Source organism: Acinetobacter sp. ABJ_C5_2 (genome assembly GCF_044538485.1).
Lineage (GTDB): Bacteria > Pseudomonadota > Gammaproteobacteria > Pseudomonadales > Moraxellaceae > Acinetobacter > Acinetobacter nosocomialis_A.
This window is the reverse complement of record NZ_JBIUCS010000030.1, coordinates 1-21,238: the sequence shown is the minus strand read 5'-3', so window position 1 is coordinate 21,238 and position 21,238 is coordinate 1. Positions and strand designations below refer to the sequence as shown.

Here is a 21,238-nt window from a genome sequence, read left to right as displayed (position 1 = left end):
TTTGAACTTAGAACGAGAATAGAATGCATACAATTTTAGGCTACTTGTGGCAGTACATCACGAATCCTAAAGCAATTATCGCCTTGTCATTGTTCGTGGCATTGATGTCTTCCTATACTTCAATTCCTCGCCATATATTTTGGGCTTTAGCATCTGCATATGCTTTAGGGCTCATCGTTTATGGAATTTATTGGCTAATTCAGCGCAAGAAGCATGCGGTTCAAGGTGAAGAGCTTGCTGAAGCGATTGAAAAAGATACTCAAGCAGAGTACGGCAAAAATAAAGATAAAGAAGAGCTGCAACTTATCAGCCAACAAATGAAAGAATCTATTCAATTGATTCGTAAGTCAAAATTAGGCGATAAGAAGGGTAATGCAGCACTATATGAATTGCCGTGGTATATGGTTATTGGTAACCCAGCCGCTGGTAAAAGTTCTGCGATCTATAATTCTGGTTTAAAGTTCCCTTTTGAAGAAACCCATCAAAAAATGGTTTCGGCTGGTTTAAGTGGTACCCGTAATTGTGACTGGTTCTTTTCTACAGAGGGTATTTTATTAGATACGGCTGGTCGTTATTCGGTATATAGCGAAGATCATTCAGAGTGGTTAGGTTTTTTAAATATATTAAAGAAAAACCGTTCTAAAGCTCCGGTAAATGGGTTAATTCTTATTGTAAGTATTGCTGAGCTGGTGAGCCAAAGCCCTGAACATTCATTGAAGCTTGCTAAAAATTTACGTGCTCGTATTCAAGATTTAACTGAACGTTTAGAAGTTGTAGTACCTGTTTATTTAGTCTTTTCAAAAATGGATTTGATTGCGGGTTTTACCGAGTTTTTCGAATTCTATGAAGTACAAGAATATAATCAGGCATGGGGTGCAACATTACCATATGAGCAAAACTCTTCTCATAATGCGGTAGATCTTTTTGAGAAACATTACACTATTCTTTATGACGGCTTAAAAGGGGTAAGTTCGACTCACCTTAGTCGTCGACATTCTCAAAATATCTCACCGAGTGTGATGACTTTTCCATTAGAATTTAAAACATTAAAACCTGCACTCAAAAGTTTTATTGCTACACTATTTGAAGACAATCCTTACCAGTTCCAGCCAGTTTTCCGTGGTTTCTATTTCACAAGTGCCTTGCAAGAAGGTGTAATAGAAAGTCCAATGACTGAGCAAATTGCACAAGAGTTTCAGCTTTCTCAAATTGCACAAAATGAAGTAAGAGATCAATTAAAAACAACACCTAACCATGGTTATTTCTTAAAAGGCCTATTTTCAGAAGTCATTTTAAAAGATAAAGATTTAGTTAAACAGCATGTTAATACAAGCAGAAAACGTCAACGCTACATTGCATTTATCGGTGCTTTAGCGGGTGTTTCAATTATTCTGGGTGTATGGGTTTGGTCATATCGCAATAACCAACAGCTTATTTCTGAAGTTCAAGCTGATTTAAATAAAGTTGTTCAGTTAGAGAAGGGTTCAAGCCAACAATTATCAACTCAATTGGAAGCCCTACTGATTTTACAAAGACGTCTACAGCAATTAGACGAGTTTGATGAAAATAGACCTCTAAAATTTAGTTTTGGTTTATATCAAGGCAATGAGTTACGTGAAAAATTAAAAGCTGAATATTTAAAAGGCGTTAAACAAATTGTCTTAACACCTACTCAGCAAAATATTGCTCAGTATTTGCAACGTGTAAAAAATAACGAAGCGACTTTAAAAGCAAATCATACCAACGTTGAGATTAAGCAAACTGCTCAAACTCAGCAATATTTAGAACCGTCAGATACCAATCCACAAGATGCTTATAATGCGTTAAAAGCATATTTGATGATGAGTAATCCACAATATATGGATGCAAGTCACTTAAGCGATCAGGTAACGCGTTTCTGGCGTTCTTGGCTGGATGCCAATAAAGGGCAAATGCCACGTGCAGATATGATTCAGGAAGCTGAACAGATTTTGTCGTATGCAATGACATTAGCAAATGACAAGCAATTCCCGATTTTGGATGCTGACTCTCAATTAGTTGATCAGACACGTCAAGTATTGCTCTCTGTGATTAGAGGTATGCCAGCACGTGACCGTGTTTATAACGAAATTAAAATGCGTGCTGCTGTTCGCTTCCCAGCTTTGACAGTAAGTCAAATTGTTGGTGAGGCAAATAAAAATGTTGTATTGGGCAGCTATGCATTACCAGGTGTATTTACTCAAAAAGCTTGGAATGACTATGTAGAAAAAGCCATTGAGGAAGCAGCAGATAAGCCTACAGATAGTAAAGACTGGGTGTTAAATAGTCGTCAATCTGATGACTTAACTTTCTCGGGTAGCCCAGAGCAAATTAGAAAGCAGCTCACAGCACTTTATAAACAAGAATATATCGCTGAATGGAGAAAATTCTTAAGTGGTATTCACTATGCAAAAGCAAATCAATTTGCTCAGCAAGTCAAAAATATTGATGTATTAGGTGAGCCACAAAATTCACCAATTCGTACTCTTATTGAACGTGTAGCTATTGAAACAAATTGGGACAATCCAGTTGTTCAAGCAGAGTTAGCTGCTCCTCAAAAAGGATTTGTTGCTTGGTTTAAACGTAAAGTCTTAAACCGTGATGATAAACAATTAGCAAATCAAGCAGCTACTAATGCTCAAGGTGCTATTTCTCAAGAATATCAAATGTTCTATCAGTTGGTTCGTAAGCGTGATGATCAACAAGGTAAATCTTTACTTGATGAATATATGACGAATCTTGCTTTGGTACGTAGTAAGTTTAATGAACTTAAAAATGCGGGTGAGGTTGGACCAAGTGCAATGACATTGGTTAAGCAAACCCTAAATGAGCAGACATCGGTATTTAATCAGACTCAAAAAATTGTAGATGAAAAAATGGCGGTTGGTTTCAGTGAAATTGATCAGCAACTTTTACAAAAATTAGTGGTGAGTCCTCTTACACAAGCCTTTGAAAGTTTAATTACGCCTACCCAAGATGAAATTAATAAACTTTGGGTTATGCAAGCGTACCAGCCATTTACTACAAATCTTGCTAAGAAATATCCATTTAACTCATCCGCTTCTTTACAAGCAACAAGTAGTGAAATTGGTCAAATTCTTGGTGAAAACGGTAGCATTTCCCGTTTTGTTAAAGAGAGCTTAGACCCATTTGTTATTCGTCGTGGCTATACCTTAACTTCAAAAACATGGAAAGATTTGGGTATTAGTTTAAACCCGCAATTTGTGATGAATTTCCAGCGCTATGTTGCACCTACAAATGGTATGGCAACTGGGGAATTAAATAGTCAAGCACCAGCGGCTCCAGCAACGAATCAGTCTAACTTCCAGTTCTACCCAATTCAAAACCCGCAATTGCTTTCATATACCGTTGACATTGATGGTCAGCGTATGACTTATGAAAATGGTGTACAGCAATGGGTTAACTTTATTTGGCCAAATCAAGGCAGCATTCCTGGTGCACGTATTACGGCTGTAGATTTACAAGGTCAAACGCATACGATTTTTGATGAACCAGGTGAATATGGCATTAACCGCTTGATTGATAGTGCACAGCGTAAAGAGCAGAACGGTGGTTTCGAAATGCTTTGGCGCAGTAAGACGGATCCATCATTGTTTGTGAAAATGAACTTCCGTCTTATTAGTAGTAACTCAGGCAGTATTGGTTCAAGTCGCGGTTACTCTGGTATGCAATTGGTTGACAAAGTTACTGCTGATAAAGCTGCCCGTGTTGTATCGGCGCAGCAAGCACCAGCTCAGGCAGCTGCTCCTGCGAAACCTGCAAATCCAATTGCTGCATTAACACAACCTGCTGCAACTCAACCAGCTGCGGGAGTTAAGCCATGACAGGGAAAATAACCTCAACATTAAAGGAGGAGGTCTAATGCATACATTAAAAACAACTCCTCTGTATTATGGGAAAAGTCCGGCACGCGGTGATTTCTTAAAAACAAAGGGTCAATATGCCTTAATACAGGTGCTTGACCAGTGGATTACAGAAGCGCTGGAATATGCAATGCAATCGACTACGTTCAAAGAGGCATATGGTACGTTGCCTCCATTGGACTTCTTTATTGCAAATCCACAAGAGAATATGTTTTTAGCTGCAAATTTACTGGCGAGCGAAGACAGTTCAGGTCGAGCTTTTCCAATGGTACTCAGTCATTTACTTGAGATTGATTTACCATACGAAAATTTATTATATGCACCTTATAGTTATAAGCATGTTTTAGTCGATTTATTTCAAAATAATCGTGCTTTAAGAGGTATTAAAGATTCTGACTTGTTATTTGGTAAGCTCAATCATTTACCAAATCAAATTCAAGTCTTATCTGAACGTGAATGTATCGGTTTTTATGAAAATCATACAATGCATTCATTTGCTCAATTAATGAAGCTGAGTATTTATGAATTAGCTCAAAGTATGATTGGGCTGGGATTATTACTACAGCCAATTTTACAAAATGGGACTAGTCGCTTAAATAAAGTGTTGATTTTGCCGATTAACAATCCTGCTTATTGTTATGAAATAGCAGCATTCTGGGTCAGTATCATTTGTCGTTTTTTAAAACAACATAATACTGAAGTCTTGATTGGATTGTTACACCGAGAGCAGCCAGTATTATTCTTCGGTTTTCAGGGTGCAGATATTTTAGCTCTTAGCGATATTTTTACTCAGAATATGGATAGTAAACATTGGGTTTCTTTAATAGAAGCTCAATGGATTGATACTTATTTGGAACAAAATGCTGGTTTAGCTACGCTAGAACAATCTTTATGCCAACGCCAATTAAGTTTAAATCAAGGTTTAAAACTATTTAGACAGACTTTTTTGGGTGAATAACAATGAATCAAAAATATCAAATTAAACTTTCACAATTAATAAAAGGCTGTTTTATTTATGCGATTGCAAATTATGCTTTAGCACAGCCAATTGTTGTTGAAGGTGTCGTGCCAAATGAAGCGAGTAAACAGGCCATTTTAATGAAAATGCAGTCTGTTTATGGTGCAGACCAAGTGGTAGATAAAATACAAGTTCGACCAGTAGCAGCTCCAAATGGCTGGAGTGACTCTGTAACGCGAGTGATTACACCAGATCTTAAAAAAGTTTCTCAGGGCAAGTTAAGTGTTAACGGCACGCGATTTGAACTGACTGGAAAAATGCTAAATCCTACAGAAATACAGCCAACTATTCAGATATTTCAAGGTTTAGTACAGCCACCATATCAATTATTTTCACAGCTTTCTGTAAATCAGGCAGAGCAGAAAGTCATTGATGATGCTTTAAAAAATCGAATTATTGAATTTGAATCTGGTAGTGCCGTGCTCACAGATGCTGGCCAAAAAATTCTAGATGAAATGGCGGTTGCTTTAAATAAAGTTGGCGGTAAAAAAGTCAAAATTGTAGGACATACCGATAGTTCTGGAGATGCGACTAAAAACTTAAAACTCAGTCAAGACCGTGCATTAGCAGTTAAAAATTATTTGGTGAGTAAAAACATTCCTGCTGATCATTTATCTGCAGAAGGATTAGGTTCGACTAAACCTGTAGCGGATAATACCTCTCCAGAAGGAAGAAAGAAAAACCGTCGAATTGAGTTCACCGTTTTATAAACATAAGGAGAAGAATATGGCTAGCCCTTATATTACGATTGGTTGCCCAACGACAGGTGGAGGGCAAGTCATTTCTGGTAATAGTGCATTTTTAATAGATGGAATTGCAATTGCATGTGTAGGTGATAAAGCAACTTGTCCGGCGCATAAAACGGTTTCTACGATTGTTTCTGGAGATCCAAATATGCAGGTCATGGGAAAATCAGCAGCAAGAGTAAATGATTCATTATCTTGTGGTTGTAAATTATTACCGAAACAAAGCTTGGTTAATCAAGGATAGCAGAGGATATATCTTTTCACTTAAACTATTAACTTGAAAAGATATATTTACTAATTAAATGTTCTTAATGATATTAGATTTTTTATATAGAGATAAGAAATCGAACAAATCATATTAATGATTATGATGCTAGGTTATTTGTCGGATAAAGCTAAATTTTGGTAATATACGGGCATTATGATTTTAAGTATTAAATTATTTAAAAATATTGAGAGTAATGATGAGTAGTTTAAAAATTTTAATTACAAAACTTTCTACAGTTGCGCGCACTGCTTTAGAAAAATCAGCTAATGCTTGTGTTCTTCAGCAAAACTACGAAATTGAAATTGAACATTTATTTTTAGAGCTACTTAATCAGCCTTTAGAAAATGATTTAAAAATTTTATTAAAAAAATATAAAATCTCAGCTGACGCTTTGGCAGATGATTTAAAAGAGACAATCTCTCAATTACCAAAAGGGAATACACGGACTCCAATTTTTGCCAAATCAATTGTGCGTTTATTTGAGCAAGCTTGGTTACTGGCTTCAGCAGAACAAAACCCTGTTATTCGTAGTGGTCATTTATTGGTTGCATTATTAACTGCACCAGATTTATATCAAATTGCAACAAGAGCTTCGAGTTTATTTGATCTTTTACCTATAGATTCAATGAAACATAAGTTTCTTGAGATTTGTGAAAAGAGCGTAGAACAACAAGAAGAAACTAAAACCTCTTCACAAGAAGATGAGCTAGAACAAGTCGCTACTCCAAATGTAAAAACTCAAAAAACACCAGCTTTAGATCAATATACGATTAATTTAACTGAAAAAGCGAAGCATGGTGGAATTGATCCTGTTATTGGGCGCGAATTTGAAATTCGTTTAATGCTCGATATTTTAATGCGTAGACGCCAAAACAACCCGATCTTAACTGGCGAACCAGGTGTAGGTAAAACAGCTGTAGTTGAAGGACTAGCTTTAAAAATTGCTCAAGGTTTAGTGCCTGAAGCTTTAAAAAATGTACATTTGCATGTTTTGGATATGGGCCTTTTACAAGCAGGTGCAAGTGTTAAAGGTGAGTTTGAAAACCGTTTAAAACAAGTGATTCAAGAAGTTCAGGCTTCGGCTCACCCTATTATTTTATTTATTGATGAAGCACACACGCTTATTGGTGCAGGTGGCCAAGCAGGACAAAACGATGCTGCTAACCTTTTAAAACCTGCTCTTGCACGTGGTGAGCTACGAACGATTGCTGCAACAACATGGGCTGAATATAAACAATATTTTGAAAAAGATGCTGCCTTAAGCCGTCGTTTTCAGGTAGTAAAGGTTGAAGAGCCGACCGAAGAAGTTGCTGTTGATATGCTACGTGCAATGATTCCAGTGATGCAGAAGCACTTTAATTTACAAATTGATGATGAAGCAATTATAACAGCCGTACATGCTTCACATCGTTATATCAGTGGTCGTCAACTACCGGATAAAGCAGTGAGTGTTCTTGATACTGCGGCAGCACGCGTAGCCTTGACCCAAAATGCACAGCCAGTCAAACTTGATCAATTGAAGGCACAAGAACATAACTTAAAGCTTGAGCAACAGATTTTGGAAAATGAACATCGTCAGATTCCAATACATCATGAACGATTAGAGAACCTGAAAAATCATTTAGAGTCTTTACAAAATGAGATTCAAGAGACTCAGGAACAATGGCAAAAAGAATTAGAGCTAGTTCGTAAAATTCAGGAATTAGAAGCGCAGAGTCATTCTAATGAGTCTGAAGCTTATGATCAGATTAATTTAATGCGCAAAGACCTTGCTGATCTTCAAGGCCAACAGCCATTAGTTTTTGAGCGCGTAAATTCTCAAATTATTAATGAAATTATTTCTGATTGGACCGGTATTCCTGTTGGGAAAATGGTAAATGATGAAATTAAGCAAATCTTAACGCTTGAAGATAAATTGGGCGAGCGTGTAATGGGCCAAGATTATGCACTTACACAATTGGTTCAAGGCATTAAAACATCGAAAGCTAAATTAGAAGATCCGAATAAACCTCAAGGTGTATTCCTTTTAGTTGGACCTAGCGGGGTAGGTAAAACTGAAACTGCAATCACCTTAGCAAATGAGCTGTATGGCGGTGAGCAGCATTTAATCACGATTAATATGTCTGAATATCAAGAAGCGCATACGGTATCTTCACTTAAAGGTGCACCTCCAGGATATGTGGGTTATGGTCAAGGCGGTGTGTTAACCGAAGCAGTGCGCCGTAATCCTTATAGTGTTGTACTACTCGACGAAATTGAAAAAGCACATAGTGATGTACAAGAGCTGTTCTACCAAGTATTTGATAAAGGTACTTTAGAAGATGGTGAAGGTCGCGTTATTGATTTTAAAAACACGACAATTTTATTAACTTCAAATGCAGGTTCTAGTGCAATTATGCAGGCGTGTTTAAATCAGCCTGTTGAAGAGTGGCCTACAGCAGAAGAATTAATCGAACATTTAAAACCAAGTTTATATAAACAATTTAAACCAGCCTTTTTAGGGCGTATGAGAGTTGTGCCATATTTCCCGTTGCATGACGATTTATTGGTTCGAATTATTAAACATAAATTGGGCAAAATTACCGCTCGAATTGAAAAACAATATGGAACAGAAGTCCAATATTCAGATGACTTGGTCGAGTTGCTACTCAGCCGTTGTACTGAAGTGGATAGTGGCGCCCGTAATGTCGATAACATCTTAAATTCGACAGTTTTACCTGCTTTGGCAACTGAAATTTTAGTGGCGTTAGCAGATCAAAAATTGCCGAAAGTGATCATGATTGATGCGAAAGATGATGAAATCCAATATTTATTAGATCCGGTGGCGAAGCCCGCTAAAAAACGGACTAGTAAAAAGTTGAAATCAGAAGTTTAAAATTAATAGAGCCAAAATTAGATGAGTATTGATATTTCTGAACTACTTAAACCCATTCATGACAGCTTACTTTGTGGTGAGGATTATTCATTTTCTAATGAATTTCACGAAATAAAGAAAGCAAGAACAGAGGATGATCTACTATTAGATCAGGGGGATTGGGTTGCTGAGCGGAAACAGGCAGATTGGGATTTTGTTGCAAAGAGTGTAAGCACTTTGCTCACAGAAAAAACCAAAGATATCCGTCTATTAACATGGTTAATAGAAGCCTGGACTCATCTAAATGGTTTTGAAGGTATGGTAAAGGGTTTAACATTAACCCATACCATGCTGAACCAATACTGGCAGGATATTCATCCGATTATTGAAGATGATGATTTGGACCAACGCATTGGTTTATTACAAGGTTTAATTAATCAGTTGCCTGGTTTGTTGAAGAAAGTGTCTTTAACTAGCGCAGTGCCTTATTACAATTTGCTTGATTACGATAATTTTCTATATCACGAGAACATTCGTCGTAAGCAAACTGAAGATTATGACAGCCAATCAGGCCCATCTGAATTGGAACAATTTGATCAAGCGATCTTTAATACGTCTAAAACCTTTCAATATTCAAATTATCAAGAATTTACTTCAGTTTTAACTGAGTGGAATGTCTTAAAACAGACGCTTGATCACTTAATGGGATTAGATTCACCAAGTTTTGCTGCAATTGATTCTGCATTTGAAACAATTCACAGCACTTTACGCAAGATTTATAAAGCAGAGGCTTTTGGTACTGGGCTTGCCCAAACCCAAGAACAGGCTGCTGTTATCACGACTCCATCTATGGAAAATCAAGTGCCTGTACAACAAATCGTATCAGAACAGCCTATGTTTCAGCCTCAAGCACAAACTCACTTGGCTAACCGTGAGCAAGCAATGAAAGTGCTACAAGAAATAGCCGATTATTTTCAGGCCAATGAGCCACATAGTCCTGTGAGTTATATGCTTCAAAAGACCATTAAATGGAGTCAAATGCCATTACATGAATGGTTGGCACAAGTCATTAAAGATGAAAATCCATTACAAATGGTTCAGGAAATGTTAGGTGTACAGCCTAAAAATGAATACGAATAAAGATTGGTAAAGACATATGTTTAAAGCTGAAAAAGTCCTGTGGGGCGAAGGTTTATTTTTAAGACCTCAACATTTCCAAATTCAAGATACTTATCATGAACAACGCTTAAATCACACCGTTCGTGCTGTTGTGCCATTTTCATATGGTGTTCAAAAACTTAGTTTTGATGAAGCACAGCTTAGTACACATATTCTTGCGCTTGAGTCGGTAGAAATGATTTGGCAAGACGGTGAAATATACCAAGCACCGGCTTATGACTTATTACCTGAACCAATTTTGCTTGATGAGCTTAATTTGCGTGGTGAGATGGTCATTTATTTGGCATTACCACTACTACAAGCCAATAAACAAAATTTAATCGATCAAAACCAGTCACAGAAGGGACGTTACCAATCGCATCTTGTGGAGACTCATGATCTTTTCACAAATGCGACAGAAGCAGATATCAGCTTGTTACGCCGTCGAGCTGTGTTTAAATTATTAGATGCAAACAGCAATCCTGATCATAATCTGGATGGTTTCCTCTATTTGCCAATAGGTAAAATCAAACGTCAGAGTTCAGGTGCTTTTGAAATTGATCGCAAATTTATTCCACCTATTTTGCATGTCGATGCATCTGAGACATTGGTTTCGAATTTAAAAAGAACATTGAATGTTATTAAGGCGAAAATTAAAACCATTCAAACCAACAATCGTGAAAATGAACAGAAATTAATTGAATTCCGTTCAGGTGATATCGTTTCGTTTTGGTTGGTTAATGCTTTAAATACTGCCCATGCTGGTCTGAACCATTTCTTACAATATCCGCAAATTCATCCAGAACGATTGTTTTTTGAATTATTGCGTTTAGCAGGTTCATTATTAACATTTTCGACAGCTTATGAAGTTGATCAGTTACCTGCATATAAACATCACAATTTGCAAGAAAGCTTTACTCAGCTCGACACCATTTTGCGTGATTTATTAGACACTATTATTTCTAGTCGTTATATCAGTATTGCACTTAAAGAAATTCGACCTTCATATTGGGTGGGAAGTCTTGAGACAGATAAGATTACTCGTGACACTAGACTTTATATAGCCGTATCAAGTAGTGCAATGCAGACTCATGAATTGATTCAGATTGTACCTCTACGATTTAAAATCGGTAGTACGCTGGATGTTGAGCAGCGTGTTGTTGCAGCATTGCCGGCCATTCCATTACACCACTTAATTCAAGTTCCAACGGCTATTCCAGTACGTTCTGGCGTGAGTTATTTCGAAATCGAACCGCATCATGAACTCTATCAGCGCATGCTAGATTCAGAGACGATTTGTATTTACGTTCCAGCTGGCTTCCAAGATATCAGTATTGAGCTGATTGCGGTCATGAACGCTTAAAGATAAAGGAGAGAAAAATGTCACAATCTACAGGTGCTCCTTCTTTATTTGATGACGGGCAAATCGGGACTGGAGGAAACAATAATAGTCAGTCCCAAGCAAAACTTCAGGCGATTAATTTGATCGATTTATTGCACGATGGTTTTTATTTAATCTTTTTGATTCGAAATCAGTATGTACCAGCTGACCCACAGCGGTTTCGTGAAAAAATTTTAGATTTGCTTAATCGGTTTGAGCAACAAGCTAAAAAGTTGCAGTTTTCAGCAGATGATATTCATGATGCTAAATATGCATTTTGTGCGCTGCTTGATGAAACAATCGTGACCCAACAAGACCCGAGCTATTTTAATTTGCAAAATGCTTGGTTAATTAGTCCTTTGCAATTGAGCTTATTTGGTTCTCAATTGGCGGGTTATCAGTTCTTTGAAATATTAGAACAGCTGCGAAGCCGTGGAAAAGATCGTTTAGCGGCTCTTGAAGTATTTCATTACTGCCTATTATTGGGTTTTCAGGGTAAATATCGGATTGAGTCTATTGAAAGTCTGAATCATTTGGTTGCGCGAGTAGGTGACGAAATTGATTACTTAAAAGGTAAAAAAGTTGCTTTTTCGCCGTTCTCGGCAATTCCCGATCAGATACGAAATATTATTCATCGCGAATTACCTTTTTTCTGGATTTTGATTTTCTTGTTGATTTTTGCATTGCTTACCTTCGCGGGTTTAAGATTTATGCTCAATAATCAAAATGATAAAGCATTATCTACCTATCAAAATGTGATTTCTGCCCCACAAGAGCAGGCACATATTACAATTTATTTACCTTGATGATGGAACGAAATGGCTCAGGAAAAACCAACTTCTATTCGAGTTTTGCAATCGAATAAAAAAAAGTCGAGATCACCAGTAATCTATATCATCATTGGTATTATTGCCGGGGTGTTTGTAAGCATCTCACTGTTCCTGTTCTTGTCTCAACCGTATTCGTCAGATCCTACAACTGTTGAGAATAAGTCAAATCAAGATCAGGAACATGATCAAGTATTAATGACGAACTCCTCTGCACATGGGCAAGTTGCAGCTGATCAGCAAGAGCAAGCAGATCCAATGAGCCATGAGGGTTTTGAGCAACCTAAAGAAAATGAACTGAGTGGTATTTTTAAACCAGCTCCTCATAAAAATACAGCTCCAGCAACTCAGCAACGTGTTTCACCTTTTGATGCCCAGCTAACAGGGGAACGGGTAGCACCTAAGCAACAAGTTGTGGCTAAACCCACTCACCCCATACAGCCAGCTCAGCAAAAACCTATCGCTCAACCTAAGGTAGTTCAAGCTAAACCTGCGGAAGTTAAGAAAGCTCCAGCTGAGCCAGAAGCTGAGGTGGAAGCACCAAAAGCATCGGTTGATATCAAAGTGACTCGCAGTCCGTTTGCGGTGAATTAGTAAATTCATGATGATTTTTCTAATTTTCTTTTGTTTTGCCTGCCTTGCTATAGGGCTGGCTTTTTTAATGTCTTATGAACTCAGAAGTAAGGGTAGAACATTTGTTCTATCGTTATTACCTCAGGGACGTCGGCAACTGAATCAGGTCAGGCAATTTGCCCAAACTATGAATCAGGCAGCTGCACCTGAAAAATTACAATCTCATTGGCATTTGCAACAATGGTGGATTGTAATTGCAGGATTTTTCTTATTTGCCAGTATTTTAGTTTTTGCTTTTACTCGCCCGATTAGCTCAACTCGGATTGAAGCCGAATATTTGAAAAAAACTGACCCGCAAATTTACGCGTTATTAAATGGAGAAATCTTATCACCACCGCCTGAAGTTGATGAAGGTCTGATTGAAGCGGCAATTGTTGAAGCGACGCAATTAGAGCAGCAGTATGCTTCTCAAGACAGTGGCGCGATTAATTCTTCACCTATTGATAAAGCAAGTTTTGATGGCCGTTCAATTTTAGATACCAATATGGTCAATCGTAAGTGGGACAAAATGAATCCACGTTATAAGCAGCGTTTGCTTATGGTCTTTAAAATTATGAAAGAGCAATATGGTTATGAGCTTGTTTTGCTTGAAGGCTATCGCAGTCCAGGACGCCAAAATATGTTGGCAGGCAACCCGAATACAACCAAGGCAAAAGGGTATCAAAGTTACCATCAATTTGGTTTAGCGGCAGATGTAGCATTTAAACGAAATGGTAAAGTTGTTATTTCTGAACGTGATCCATGGGCTATGCAGGGGTATCGACTGTATGGGCAAGTTGCAGAGTCAGTTGGACTGACATGGGGTGGCCGCTGGAAATCTATACAAGACTATGGACATACGGAGTATAGAATGCCAGGTCTGAAGAAAACTCAGGAAATGGCGGAAAAATTAATTGCTGAAAGCTTAAATGAAATAAGTTAAAAGCTTAAGAGAGTGATCGGAAACGATCGTGCAATACAGTAGTCATCTTATCAGCAAGCTGGGAAATCAACCCAGCTTTTTCCCATGTGTAAATTGAAACTACCATAGGTGAAGCTTCGCCTAACGACCTATATTTACGTACACGACGTTCTTTAGTGGTACTTACAGGAAGTAATGATATTCCCAAACCTGTTTCAACACTCACTAAAACACTTTCTAAACTACTGCCTGTAAAAGCAATATACCAACGTTTCCGTTCACGTTCTAAGGTCTCAAACATTTCGTCTCTATAAAGTCCTCCTTGGGGGAAAGTCACTAAACGAATAGGATCGGACATAGGTGTAGTTGTATTTTCACTTTCAAACCACGCCATTTCTTCTGGAAAAGATGCATAACAATCAGCACTAGCAGCTGGTTCTTTTACAATAATAATATCCAGCTCACCATTTCGATAACGCTCTGTTAGGTTACGGCTTAGGCCAGAAGTAACATCTAAGCGAATAGACCGATGAGCTTGTGCGAACATGCCGAAAATTTCAGCCATAGCGGTACTCATCATATCTTCTGGTAAGCCAATCCGAATAGGAATACTACCTGCTGGATCTTTTAAAACAGCTTCTGCTTCTTGTTGAAGTGTCAAAATCCTTTGAGCATAACCAATTAAATATTCACCTGAGGCAGTCAATTGTAAAGGTCGTGATGTGCGATCAATAAGAGAATGACCAACAGATTCTTCAAGACGTGCCAACTGCTGACTAATCGTTGATTGTGTCAGGTGTAACTTATCAGCAGCGGCGGTAAAACTGCCACTTTCAAAAATAGTCACGAATGCACGAAGAAGACGAGGGTCAAACATAAGAATTATTACCAACTAGGCAAAGAACGGAATGCTTAAGTATTTATAATCTTAATACAATCGATTAAATAATTTAATTTCCAAATACTTTTAAGTGCACTTATTCTAGTTCCAAATTGTTCTGCTCTTAAAGTTTACTTAGATTTGTTCATACCTAAGTTTCTTATATGGATCAAATTGATCGTTGCTACAGCATGCATGTTCAAGCGAATACCGTGAAATTGAAAAGTTACTTCTTTTAGCAGGTGCAAAGTAGTTGAGGAGAACGGATGAAAGAAAATCAAATGTTTTTACGCCAAGCCATTGAACTTGCTTATCACAATATTGAAAAGGGTGGCAGGCCATTTGGCGCAGTGATTGTAAAAGATGGCCAAGTAATTGCTTCGGGTGTAAATCAAATTTTGACAACCAATGATCCAACGGCTCATGCTGAATTACTTGCAATTCGTGCAGCTAGTCAAGTTTTAGGATCTGCTAACTTAGAAGGTTGCTCGGTGTATACAAGTGGACATCCATGCCCAATGTGTATGGCTGCAATGCGTTTAGCAGGTATCAAAGCAGTTCACTATGCGTATTCTAATGAAGACGGAACACCCTTTGGTTTATCTACAGCTGAAATATATGCTGATCTTGCAAAACCATTTGCTGAGCAGACTATGAAAATTGAATATGTACCCGTTCGGTTTGAAGACCGTACCGATCTTTATGTGCTTTGGCAAAGTTATCAAACCAATAAGTCAGGCTCAGAGTAATGAAGCAGTCAGGAGCTTTAGTGGCTAGGCCTATGCTCATCGTAACAGTCGCTTTGGTTGGACTTAATTTAAGACCTTTTATGACGAGTATTGGTCCATTAGTCTCCAGTATTCGGGCAGGAACTGGGTTAAGTCTACAAGGAATAGCTTTACTCACTTTATTACCCATGATGCTGATGGGCGTTATTGCCTTTGTTGGTCCAATCGTACAGAGCGTGGTTGGGGAACGTAGCGTTGTGTTGGGCTCCTTACTGACTATTTGTATTGGATGCGTGCTTAGATTTTTATTTCCTACAGCTGAAGGTTTAATTATCAGTGCAGTCGTAATTGGTTTAGGCGTCGCGCTGATACAAGCAGCTTTTCCTGGCATTATCAAAAGAGAGTTCAGTCAACATATTGGTCCGATGATGGGCCTTTATTCAGCCATGCTTATGGGCGGTGGTGCACTAGGCGCATGGTTAGCGCCTGTGGTCTCCAATATAACGGGGTTATGGTCTGTTGGACTGGCTTTCTTTGCTATACCAGCTGTATTGGCATTAATCTCAACATTTATTTTTTTACCCTCTATCGTAAGTTCGAATGCACCTCGAACACCTGTAAAGATGCTGCTTAAGAAACCTAGAACATGGTTATTAATGCTGTGCTTTGGGCTCGTTAATGGTGGTTATTCTTCGGTGGTTGCTTGGTTAGCACCTTCATTTCAAGATCATGGTTGGAGTAGTGGACAAAGTGGAAAATTGCTCGCTTTACTTGCTTTAAGCCAAGCAGCATCGGCACTAATTTTGCCTATTTTAGCTAGACAGTATAAAGATCGCCGTCCATGGCTATGGTTTACTCTATTCATGCAATTTGCTGGGTTTTCTGGTCTCGCATTTGTACCTGAACTTGCCTCTATTTTATGGGCAATTTGTTTAGGCGTTGGCTTGGGAGGCTGTTTTGCTTTAACACTCATTGTTGCACTTGACCATTTTGAAGAGCCTAGCAATGCAGGAGCTTTATCTGCACTCATGCAAGGTGGTGGTTTTTTACTTGCGGCAATACCACCTTGGTTCGTAGCGGCATTACATGATTTTACAGGTGGTTATAAAGCGGGATGGATTTTTCATTTATGTTGTGTGATGCTCGTGATGGCTTTAGTGGTAAGGCTGGCACCTAAAAGTTATCGCAAAATTCGCCTATAAAATATGGTGTGATTAGAGAATATTACCTATCTAAAGAAATACGATTTGCATGCAAAGAACATTAAGGAATAGTGATAGGATGATACTTAAATTTTTAGATTTTAAATGAATACAACAATATTTGATTTTTATGACATCTTCTTTGAAAAAAATTGCCTTACTTAAACAAGGCTTAGGAAAAAATAGTCCATTTGCGACAGGAGTAGATGGAACTTTACAGGCGATTGAACATTTAGGATATGTGCAGATTGATACCATCTCTGTCGTTGAACGTGCTCATCACCATATATTGTGGAGTCGAGTGCCTGAGTACGATTTAAGTCATTTAAACAGTTTGGTTCGTGAACGTCAGATTTTTGAATATTGGTACCATGCGGCGTCTTATCTTCCTATGAAGATTATCGCTATGCTTTACCTGCCATGATGTCGGTTAAAAATGGGGAAAGCCGATATTTTAATAGAGGTGATCAACACCTGATGAATGAAATATTGGCGCGTGTTCGTGCCGAAGGTAAAATTCGACTACGTGATATCGACAAGAAAAATAAAAAAAGTTTAGGGAATTGGTGGAATACAGGTCCGGGTCGCCGTGCTTTTGAGCAGTTATATATGCAGGGTGATCTGATGATTTGTGAGCGTAACGGCATGGAAAAAGTCTATGATTTGACTGAGCGTTGCTTGCCTGAAAATATTGATTTAAGAATGCCCACGCTCTATGAATATGCGCAGTATTTATTTAATAATACGCTTCGAGCACATGGGGCTTTCACATGGAAGCAATTAGTTCATTTAAAGAAAAATGATTTAAAAGAAACTATGCGTGTTGTGCTAAAAGAGCAGGTTGATGCTGGTGTTGTATCAGTGGTGAAACTTGCCGACGGCCAAACTTTATATGTGGATGTAGCTGCAACAGAACAAAAAGTGGAGACTGATTTTGGTTTAAAAATACTTTCGCCTTTTGATAACTCGCTTATTCATCGTGACCGCTTAACTTCTTTATTCGAGTTTGATTATCGGATCGAATGTTATGTACCAGCAGCCAAACGCGTATTTGGTTATTTTTGCTTGCCGATCCTATATCAAGATGAGTTAGTAGGCCGAATTGACTGTAAAGCACATCGGAGTGTGAAAGAGTTAGAGGTAATTAGCTTACATTTAGAAAAAACAGTGAAAGATAAAGAGCATTTCTTTTTCGAGTTAGATCAAGAGCTCAAACGCTTCGCAGCATTTAACCAATGTTTAACTGTGAATGACAAGGTAAGTAAGCTTATTCGCAGTAAGAAGTAAATAAACACTATTCTAGGGTTAAAAATAAAACACCAAAAGAATTAAGGCTTTTGGTGTTTTTACTTGTTAGGTTAAAGACATTCGATATTCAATAACACCTGGTTTTTGTGCAATCCAGTCATAGAGTTTTTGAGCTGTATGATTGGTTTCTTGGGTATGCCAATATAAACGATTGCAGTTTTGTTCAATGGCTTGCTTCTGAACATATTCGATAAGTTGCTTACCAATGTGTTGTCCACGGGCTTCAGGTGAAACATAGAGGTCTTCTAAATAGCAGTAATTATTCTCTGCCCATGTTGAACGATGAATAACATAATGCACAATTCCTAAAATATGTTCATCTTGTTTGGCAACAGCACAATACATAGGTTCTTTTGCATCGAAAAAACGATCCCAAGTTATTTTTGTGACATGAAGAGGCAAACTAACTTGGTAAAAATTTTGATAGGCAAGCCAATAATTTTCCCATTGTGCATAGTCTTGTGGCTGAACAGGGACAATTTGAATATCTTGTTTTTGCATAAAAAGCACACTCTATTTTTAAAGTAATGGAAAATTGACAACTAAAGTGTAGTTTTGAAAGTGGTATTTTTATAAGGTACACTTTTGATATTTTTTATAGTACCAGTTTTGTTATGGCTGCTCCAATTTCTGCGCCTTTTCCTCATTTGATTTTGCCAAAAGGCCAGATTAAAGACGGACTATATTCAGCTCTACGTGATGCTATTTTAGATGGAAGGCTCACTGCCGGAACAAAATTACCCTCAAGTCGTGCTTTAGCAGACATGATGTCAATTTCACGAAATTCCGTATTGGCGGCTCTTGAGCGTTTGCTTGATGAAGGATATTTATTTACTAAACCGAGTTCAGGAACTTACGTTGCTGAAGTTGTACCAGATCAACTCATACATATCCAAGAAAGTCCCCAAAAAACGACTACAAGTAAACCTCATGCCTTAAATATAAATCCGAATATGGAAGCATTATTGGCTTCATGGCGAGAGCAGTCATGGTCAAGCCAAAAGAAAAAAATGTTCCATGTAGGGGTAGGCTGCGTAGATTTATTCCCGCATCAGCTTTGGGGAAAGCTATTAACTCAAGCTTGGCGACAATCTTATTATCAATTGGGTCAATTTCACGACCCGCGTGGCTATTTACCACTGCGTCAGGCAATTTGCGAATATGTTCGTTCAACTCGTGGGCTGAACTGTAATGAACAGCAAATCATTATTGTAAACGGGACTCAGCAGGCTATTCATTTGACTGCCTATGCCTTACTTCAAGCAAATGATGAGGTGTGCCTAGATGAGCCGGGTTATGATGCAGCCTTTAATATTTTTCGAAGTTTTGGGGCTAAGGTCAATTTAATCGAGAGTGATGAAGAGGGGATGCAAGTCTCTGACATTACCAATCATTATTTAAAAAGTAAGCTTGTTTATACTGCACCTTCGCATCAGTTTCCTTTGGGAGGAACTTTGAGTTTGGCTCGCCGTTTTGCTTTATTAAATTGGGCGAACAAAGCAGAAAAATGGATTTTTGAAGATGATTATAATAGTGAATTTCGCTATGGCACTCGCCCCATCCAAGCCCTACAAGGCTTAGATCAGCAGCAACGTGTTATTTACTCTGGTACTTTTACCAAGATGATGTTTCCTGAATTTCGCTTAGGGTTCATGGTAGTACCTGAAGCATTAATCGAAACCTTTAGTGCTGCTAAATACTATACAGACGTGCGAAGTTCATACTTAGAACAGGTTGCTTTAGCTCTATTTATACAACAAGGTCACTATGCTAGGCATGTGCGTAAAGTTCGAAAAGCATGCTATGAGCGTCAGCAGGTATTAATTAAAGCGATTAATGAGTACCTTTCAGACATACTTAATGTTCAGCCCACAGACTCAGGCATTCATCTTATATGCTGGTTAAAAGGCGCATGGACTGAGCAAGAGTTTATTGCTCATTGTTCGGCTTTGGATTTAGCGATTCAGCCTCTGTCTCGATATTGTCAACTTGCGCCGAAAAAAGCTGCTGTTTTGTTAGGCTATGCTGCCCATCAACCTGAAGAAATTATAGAAAATATTAAGAAACTTGCTTTTAGCCTCAAAAAATAAATAGTTAAACTTTTCAATCTTATATATGAAATATAGGCTAATTTTATTTTTAATTCGCAGGGTAAAATATTTAGTGGAATTTAATAGTTTTATGAAATTTAATTAAATTTAAAAAAATATTTTAAATTTAAAAATTTATTAATATTATTTTAAGCTAGCTTAATTATTCTAAAAACATCAAAGCTCATCTAAGTACACCTTTTAGCCACATTCTCCAGATGTGGCTCTTTTTATTTAAGGTTAAAAAATTTAGAAAACGAAATAAATATAATTAAATATTTATTTTTAAATCGCTATAGAGATTTTTTTAATCTTCTTCCATAGCATTACTATAAAATTTAACACCAAGTTTAATACGATCTCGGCCATTACTCATGCGCCAGCGATTTGTATCACGTAAAGAATATACACAACCACAATATTCTTGCTGATAAAATTCTTCACGTTTACTAATTTCGATCATACGGCTAGAGCCACCATTTTTACGCCAGTTATAGTCCCAGTACTGGATTTCAGGATAGTGTGCAGCGGCACGAATCCCGCAATCGTTGATTTGAGCCATATTTTTCCATCGTGAAATTCCTAAAGAACTACTGATTAAACTAAACCCATGTTCATAAGCATATAAAGCAGTACGTTCAAAACGCATATCAAAACACATGGTACAGCGAATACCACGTTCAGGTTCATTTTCCATACCTTTCGCACGGGCAAACCAATTGTCTGTATCGTAATCTGCATCAATAAATGGAATATTATGTTTTTCAGCAAAGCGGATATTTTCCTCTTTGCGAATGAGGTATTCTTTCACTGGATGGATATTGGGATTATAAAAGAATATAGAAAAGTTTATATTGGACTCAATTAATGCCTCCATTACTTCTCCAGAACAGGGAGCGCAACATGAATGGAGTAATAATTTATTATGTCCTAATGGCAGTTCAAGTTTTTGTCTTTGAGTAGTCATCATTGAAAATTAAGATATATTTTTATATATTTTAAGTTGTTTAAATCAATATTGGAATGAATTTTTTTCAATTTAAGATGAAAATATTTAATTATTAATTTTATTATATTAACTCAGACATAAATTAATCTATATTTTTATTTTATGAAATAATAAACACATTATATTTATGCAATATTATAAAAGCTAATTTGATGTGTCAAAAAGCTCAATTAGATAGAAAAGGGTGATGGTTTTATAGTTTTGTAACTATTTGTCTTTTATATATTTATTTTTTATATTTTGAACTAAGATTAGTGTGATAGATGTCACAAATAAGTATTATTTTTTAAATTTAAATATTTTTTTAGATTTATATTTTTATTAAATTTATAC

At 37.4% G+C, this 21,238-nt stretch carries 16 protein-coding genes and 1 pseudogene; 14 read left to right on the top strand and 3 right to left on the bottom strand.

Going from position 1 to position 21,238, the window contains the following annotated elements; genetic code table 11:
• Nucleotides 1–23: 23 nt before the first annotated feature.
• The 10 genes from tssM (at nucleotide 24) to ACH8JV_RS16740 (ending at nucleotide 13,709) form a co-directional block, all read left to right on the top strand.
• On the top strand, nucleotides 24–3,863 hold the full coding sequence (tssM, locus tag ACH8JV_RS16785) for a type VI secretion system membrane subunit TssM (RefSeq protein ID WP_396522615.1): 3,840 nt from the start codon (nucleotides 24–26) through the stop codon (nucleotides 3,861–3,863).
• Between the two features lie 37 nt (nucleotides 3,864–3,900).
• On the top strand, nucleotides 3,901–4,860 hold the full coding sequence (gene tagF / locus ACH8JV_RS16780) for a type VI secretion system-associated protein TagF (RefSeq protein ID WP_022574835.1): 960 nt from the start codon (nucleotides 3,901–3,903) through the stop codon (nucleotides 4,858–4,860).
• A 2-nt stretch (nucleotides 4,861–4,862) separates the two neighbouring features.
• On the top strand, nucleotides 4,863–5,630 hold the full coding sequence (locus ACH8JV_RS16775) for an OmpA family protein (protein WP_022574836.1): 768 nt from the start codon (nucleotides 4,863–4,865) through the stop codon (nucleotides 5,628–5,630).
• Nucleotides 5,631–5,646: 16 nt separating this feature from the next.
• A complete protein-coding gene (locus ACH8JV_RS16770; RefSeq protein WP_002048345.1) occupies nucleotides 5,647–5,910 on the top strand; it encodes a PAAR domain-containing protein in 264 nt (87 codons plus the stop codon).
• Between the two features lie 217 nt (nucleotides 5,911–6,127).
• Nucleotides 6,128–8,809, top strand: coding sequence for a type VI secretion system ATPase TssH (gene tssH, locus ACH8JV_RS16765; protein ID WP_396522613.1), 2,682 nt, complete (start codon nucleotides 6,128–6,130; stop codon nucleotides 8,807–8,809).
• 21 nt (nucleotides 8,810–8,830) lie between these two features.
• Nucleotides 8,831–9,928 (top strand): type VI secretion system protein TssA, encoded by a 1,098-nt coding sequence (tssA, locus tag ACH8JV_RS16760; protein WP_396522611.1) that lies wholly within the window; start codon nucleotides 8,831–8,833, stop codon nucleotides 9,926–9,928.
• A gap of 16 nt (nucleotides 9,929–9,944) precedes the next feature.
• The gene (tssK, locus tag ACH8JV_RS16755; RefSeq protein ID WP_004702450.1) at nucleotides 9,945–11,309 is read left to right on the top strand and encodes a type VI secretion system baseplate subunit TssK; all 1,365 of its coding nucleotides are present in this window, start codon (nucleotides 9,945–9,947) and stop codon (nucleotides 11,307–11,309) included.
• A 17-nt stretch (nucleotides 11,310–11,326) separates the two neighbouring features.
• The gene (gene icmH, locus ACH8JV_RS16750; RefSeq protein ID WP_263613411.1) at nucleotides 11,327–12,133 is read left to right on the top strand and encodes a type IVB secretion system protein IcmH/DotU; all 807 of its coding nucleotides are present in this window, start codon (nucleotides 11,327–11,329) and stop codon (nucleotides 12,131–12,133) included.
• Between the two features lie 12 nt (nucleotides 12,134–12,145).
• Nucleotides 12,146–12,748, top strand: coding sequence for a hypothetical protein (locus ACH8JV_RS16745; RefSeq protein WP_263613412.1), 603 nt, complete (start codon nucleotides 12,146–12,148; stop codon nucleotides 12,746–12,748).
• Between the two features lie 7 nt (nucleotides 12,749–12,755).
• Nucleotides 12,756–13,709 carry a M15 family metallopeptidase gene (locus ACH8JV_RS16740; RefSeq protein ID WP_263613413.1) on the top strand — a complete coding sequence of 318 codons (954 nt, stop codon included), beginning with the start codon at nucleotides 12,756–12,758 and terminating at the stop codon, nucleotides 13,707–13,709.
• A 4-nt stretch (nucleotides 13,710–13,713) separates the two neighbouring features.
• Here ACH8JV_RS16740 and ACH8JV_RS16735 read toward each other — a convergent pair whose 3' ends face one another.
• Nucleotides 13,714–14,565, bottom strand: coding sequence for a LysR family transcriptional regulator (locus tag ACH8JV_RS16735; protein WP_263613414.1), 852 nt, complete (start codon nucleotides 14,563–14,565; stop codon nucleotides 13,714–13,716).
• A 269-nt stretch (nucleotides 14,566–14,834) separates the two neighbouring features.
• On the opposite strand from ACH8JV_RS16735, the gene ACH8JV_RS16730 reads away from it, so the two are divergent.
• The 3 genes and pseudogenes from ACH8JV_RS16730 to ACH8JV_RS16720 all read left to right on the top strand — a co-directional run bounded on the left by ACH8JV_RS16730 (nucleotide 14,835) and on the right by ACH8JV_RS16720 (nucleotide 17,785).
• Nucleotides 14,835–15,317: a nucleoside deaminase gene (locus tag ACH8JV_RS16730; protein ID WP_396522608.1), complete on the top strand. Its 483-nt coding sequence runs from the start codon at nucleotides 14,835–14,837 to the stop codon at nucleotides 15,315–15,317.
• A complete protein-coding gene (locus ACH8JV_RS16725; protein ID WP_396522606.1) occupies nucleotides 15,317–16,498 on the top strand; it encodes a cyanate transporter in 1,182 nt (393 codons plus the stop codon). The genes ACH8JV_RS16730 and ACH8JV_RS16725 overlap by 1 nt, the downstream gene beginning before the upstream one ends.
• A 130-nt stretch (nucleotides 16,499–16,628) precedes the next feature.
• Nucleotides 16,629–17,785: pseudogene (locus ACH8JV_RS16720) on the top strand (winged helix-turn-helix domain-containing protein).
• Between the two features lie 66 nt (nucleotides 17,786–17,851).
• On the opposite strand, the gene ACH8JV_RS16715 reads toward ACH8JV_RS16720, so the two are convergent.
• Nucleotides 17,852–18,307, bottom strand: a complete 456-nt coding sequence (locus tag ACH8JV_RS16715; RefSeq protein WP_396522604.1) for a GNAT family N-acetyltransferase — start codon at nucleotides 18,305–18,307, stop codon at nucleotides 17,852–17,854.
• 113 nt (nucleotides 18,308–18,420) lie between these two features.
• On the opposite strand from ACH8JV_RS16715, the gene ACH8JV_RS16710 reads away from it, so the two are divergent.
• Complete coding sequence (locus ACH8JV_RS16710; RefSeq protein WP_396522602.1) at nucleotides 18,421–19,896, top strand: PLP-dependent aminotransferase family protein; 1,476 nt, start codon at nucleotides 18,421–18,423, stop codon at nucleotides 19,894–19,896.
• A 307-nt stretch (nucleotides 19,897–20,203) separates the two neighbouring features.
• Here the strand turns inward: ACH8JV_RS16710 and ACH8JV_RS16705 are convergent, their stop codons facing one another.
• Nucleotides 20,204–20,863 (bottom strand): epoxyqueuosine reductase QueH, encoded by a 660-nt coding sequence (locus ACH8JV_RS16705; RefSeq protein ID WP_263614959.1) that lies wholly within the window; start codon nucleotides 20,861–20,863, stop codon nucleotides 20,204–20,206.
• Nucleotides 20,864–21,238: the final 375 nt, after the last annotated feature.

Bases quoted from the DNA above. Each gene is read 5' to 3' on its own strand.
- icmH (WP_263613411.1), top strand. From the start codon at position 11,327: ATGTCACAATCTACAGGTGCTCCTTCTTTATTTGATGACGGGCAAATC.
- tssA (WP_396522611.1), top strand. From the start codon at position 8,831: ATGAGTATTGATATTTCTGAACTACTTAAACCCATTCATGACAGCTTA.
- ACH8JV_RS16775 (WP_022574836.1), top strand. From the start codon at position 4,863: ATGAATCAAAAATATCAAATTAAACTTTCACAATTAATAAAAGGCTGT.
- ACH8JV_RS16705 (WP_263614959.1), bottom strand. From the start codon at position 20,863: ATGACTACTCAAAGACAAAAACTTGAACTGCCATTAGGACATAATAAA.
- ACH8JV_RS16725 (WP_396522606.1), top strand. From the start codon at position 15,317: ATGAAGCAGTCAGGAGCTTTAGTGGCTAGGCCTATGCTCATCGTAACA.
- ACH8JV_RS16715 (WP_396522604.1), bottom strand. From the start codon at position 18,307: ATGCAAAAACAAGATATTCAAATTGTCCCTGTTCAGCCACAAGACTAT.
- ACH8JV_RS16710 (WP_396522602.1), top strand. From the start codon at position 18,421: ATGGCTGCTCCAATTTCTGCGCCTTTTCCTCATTTGATTTTGCCAAAA.
- tssM (WP_396522615.1), top strand. From the start codon at position 24: ATGCATACAATTTTAGGCTACTTGTGGCAGTACATCACGAATCCTAAA.
- tssK (WP_004702450.1), top strand. From the start codon at position 9,945: ATGTTTAAAGCTGAAAAAGTCCTGTGGGGCGAAGGTTTATTTTTAAGA.
- tssH (WP_396522613.1), top strand. From the start codon at position 6,128: ATGATGAGTAGTTTAAAAATTTTAATTACAAAACTTTCTACAGTTGCG.
- ACH8JV_RS16740 (WP_263613413.1), top strand. From the start codon at position 12,756: ATGATGATTTTTCTAATTTTCTTTTGTTTTGCCTGCCTTGCTATAGGG.
- ACH8JV_RS16770 (WP_002048345.1), top strand. From the start codon at position 5,647: ATGGCTAGCCCTTATATTACGATTGGTTGCCCAACGACAGGTGGAGGG.
- ACH8JV_RS16745 (WP_263613412.1), top strand. From the start codon at position 12,146: ATGGCTCAGGAAAAACCAACTTCTATTCGAGTTTTGCAATCGAATAAA.
- ACH8JV_RS16735 (WP_263613414.1), bottom strand. From the start codon at position 14,565: ATGTTTGACCCTCGTCTTCTTCGTGCATTCGTGACTATTTTTGAAAGT.
- tagF (WP_022574835.1), top strand. From the start codon at position 3,901: ATGCATACATTAAAAACAACTCCTCTGTATTATGGGAAAAGTCCGGCA.
- ACH8JV_RS16730 (WP_396522608.1), top strand. From the start codon at position 14,835: ATGAAAGAAAATCAAATGTTTTTACGCCAAGCCATTGAACTTGCTTAT.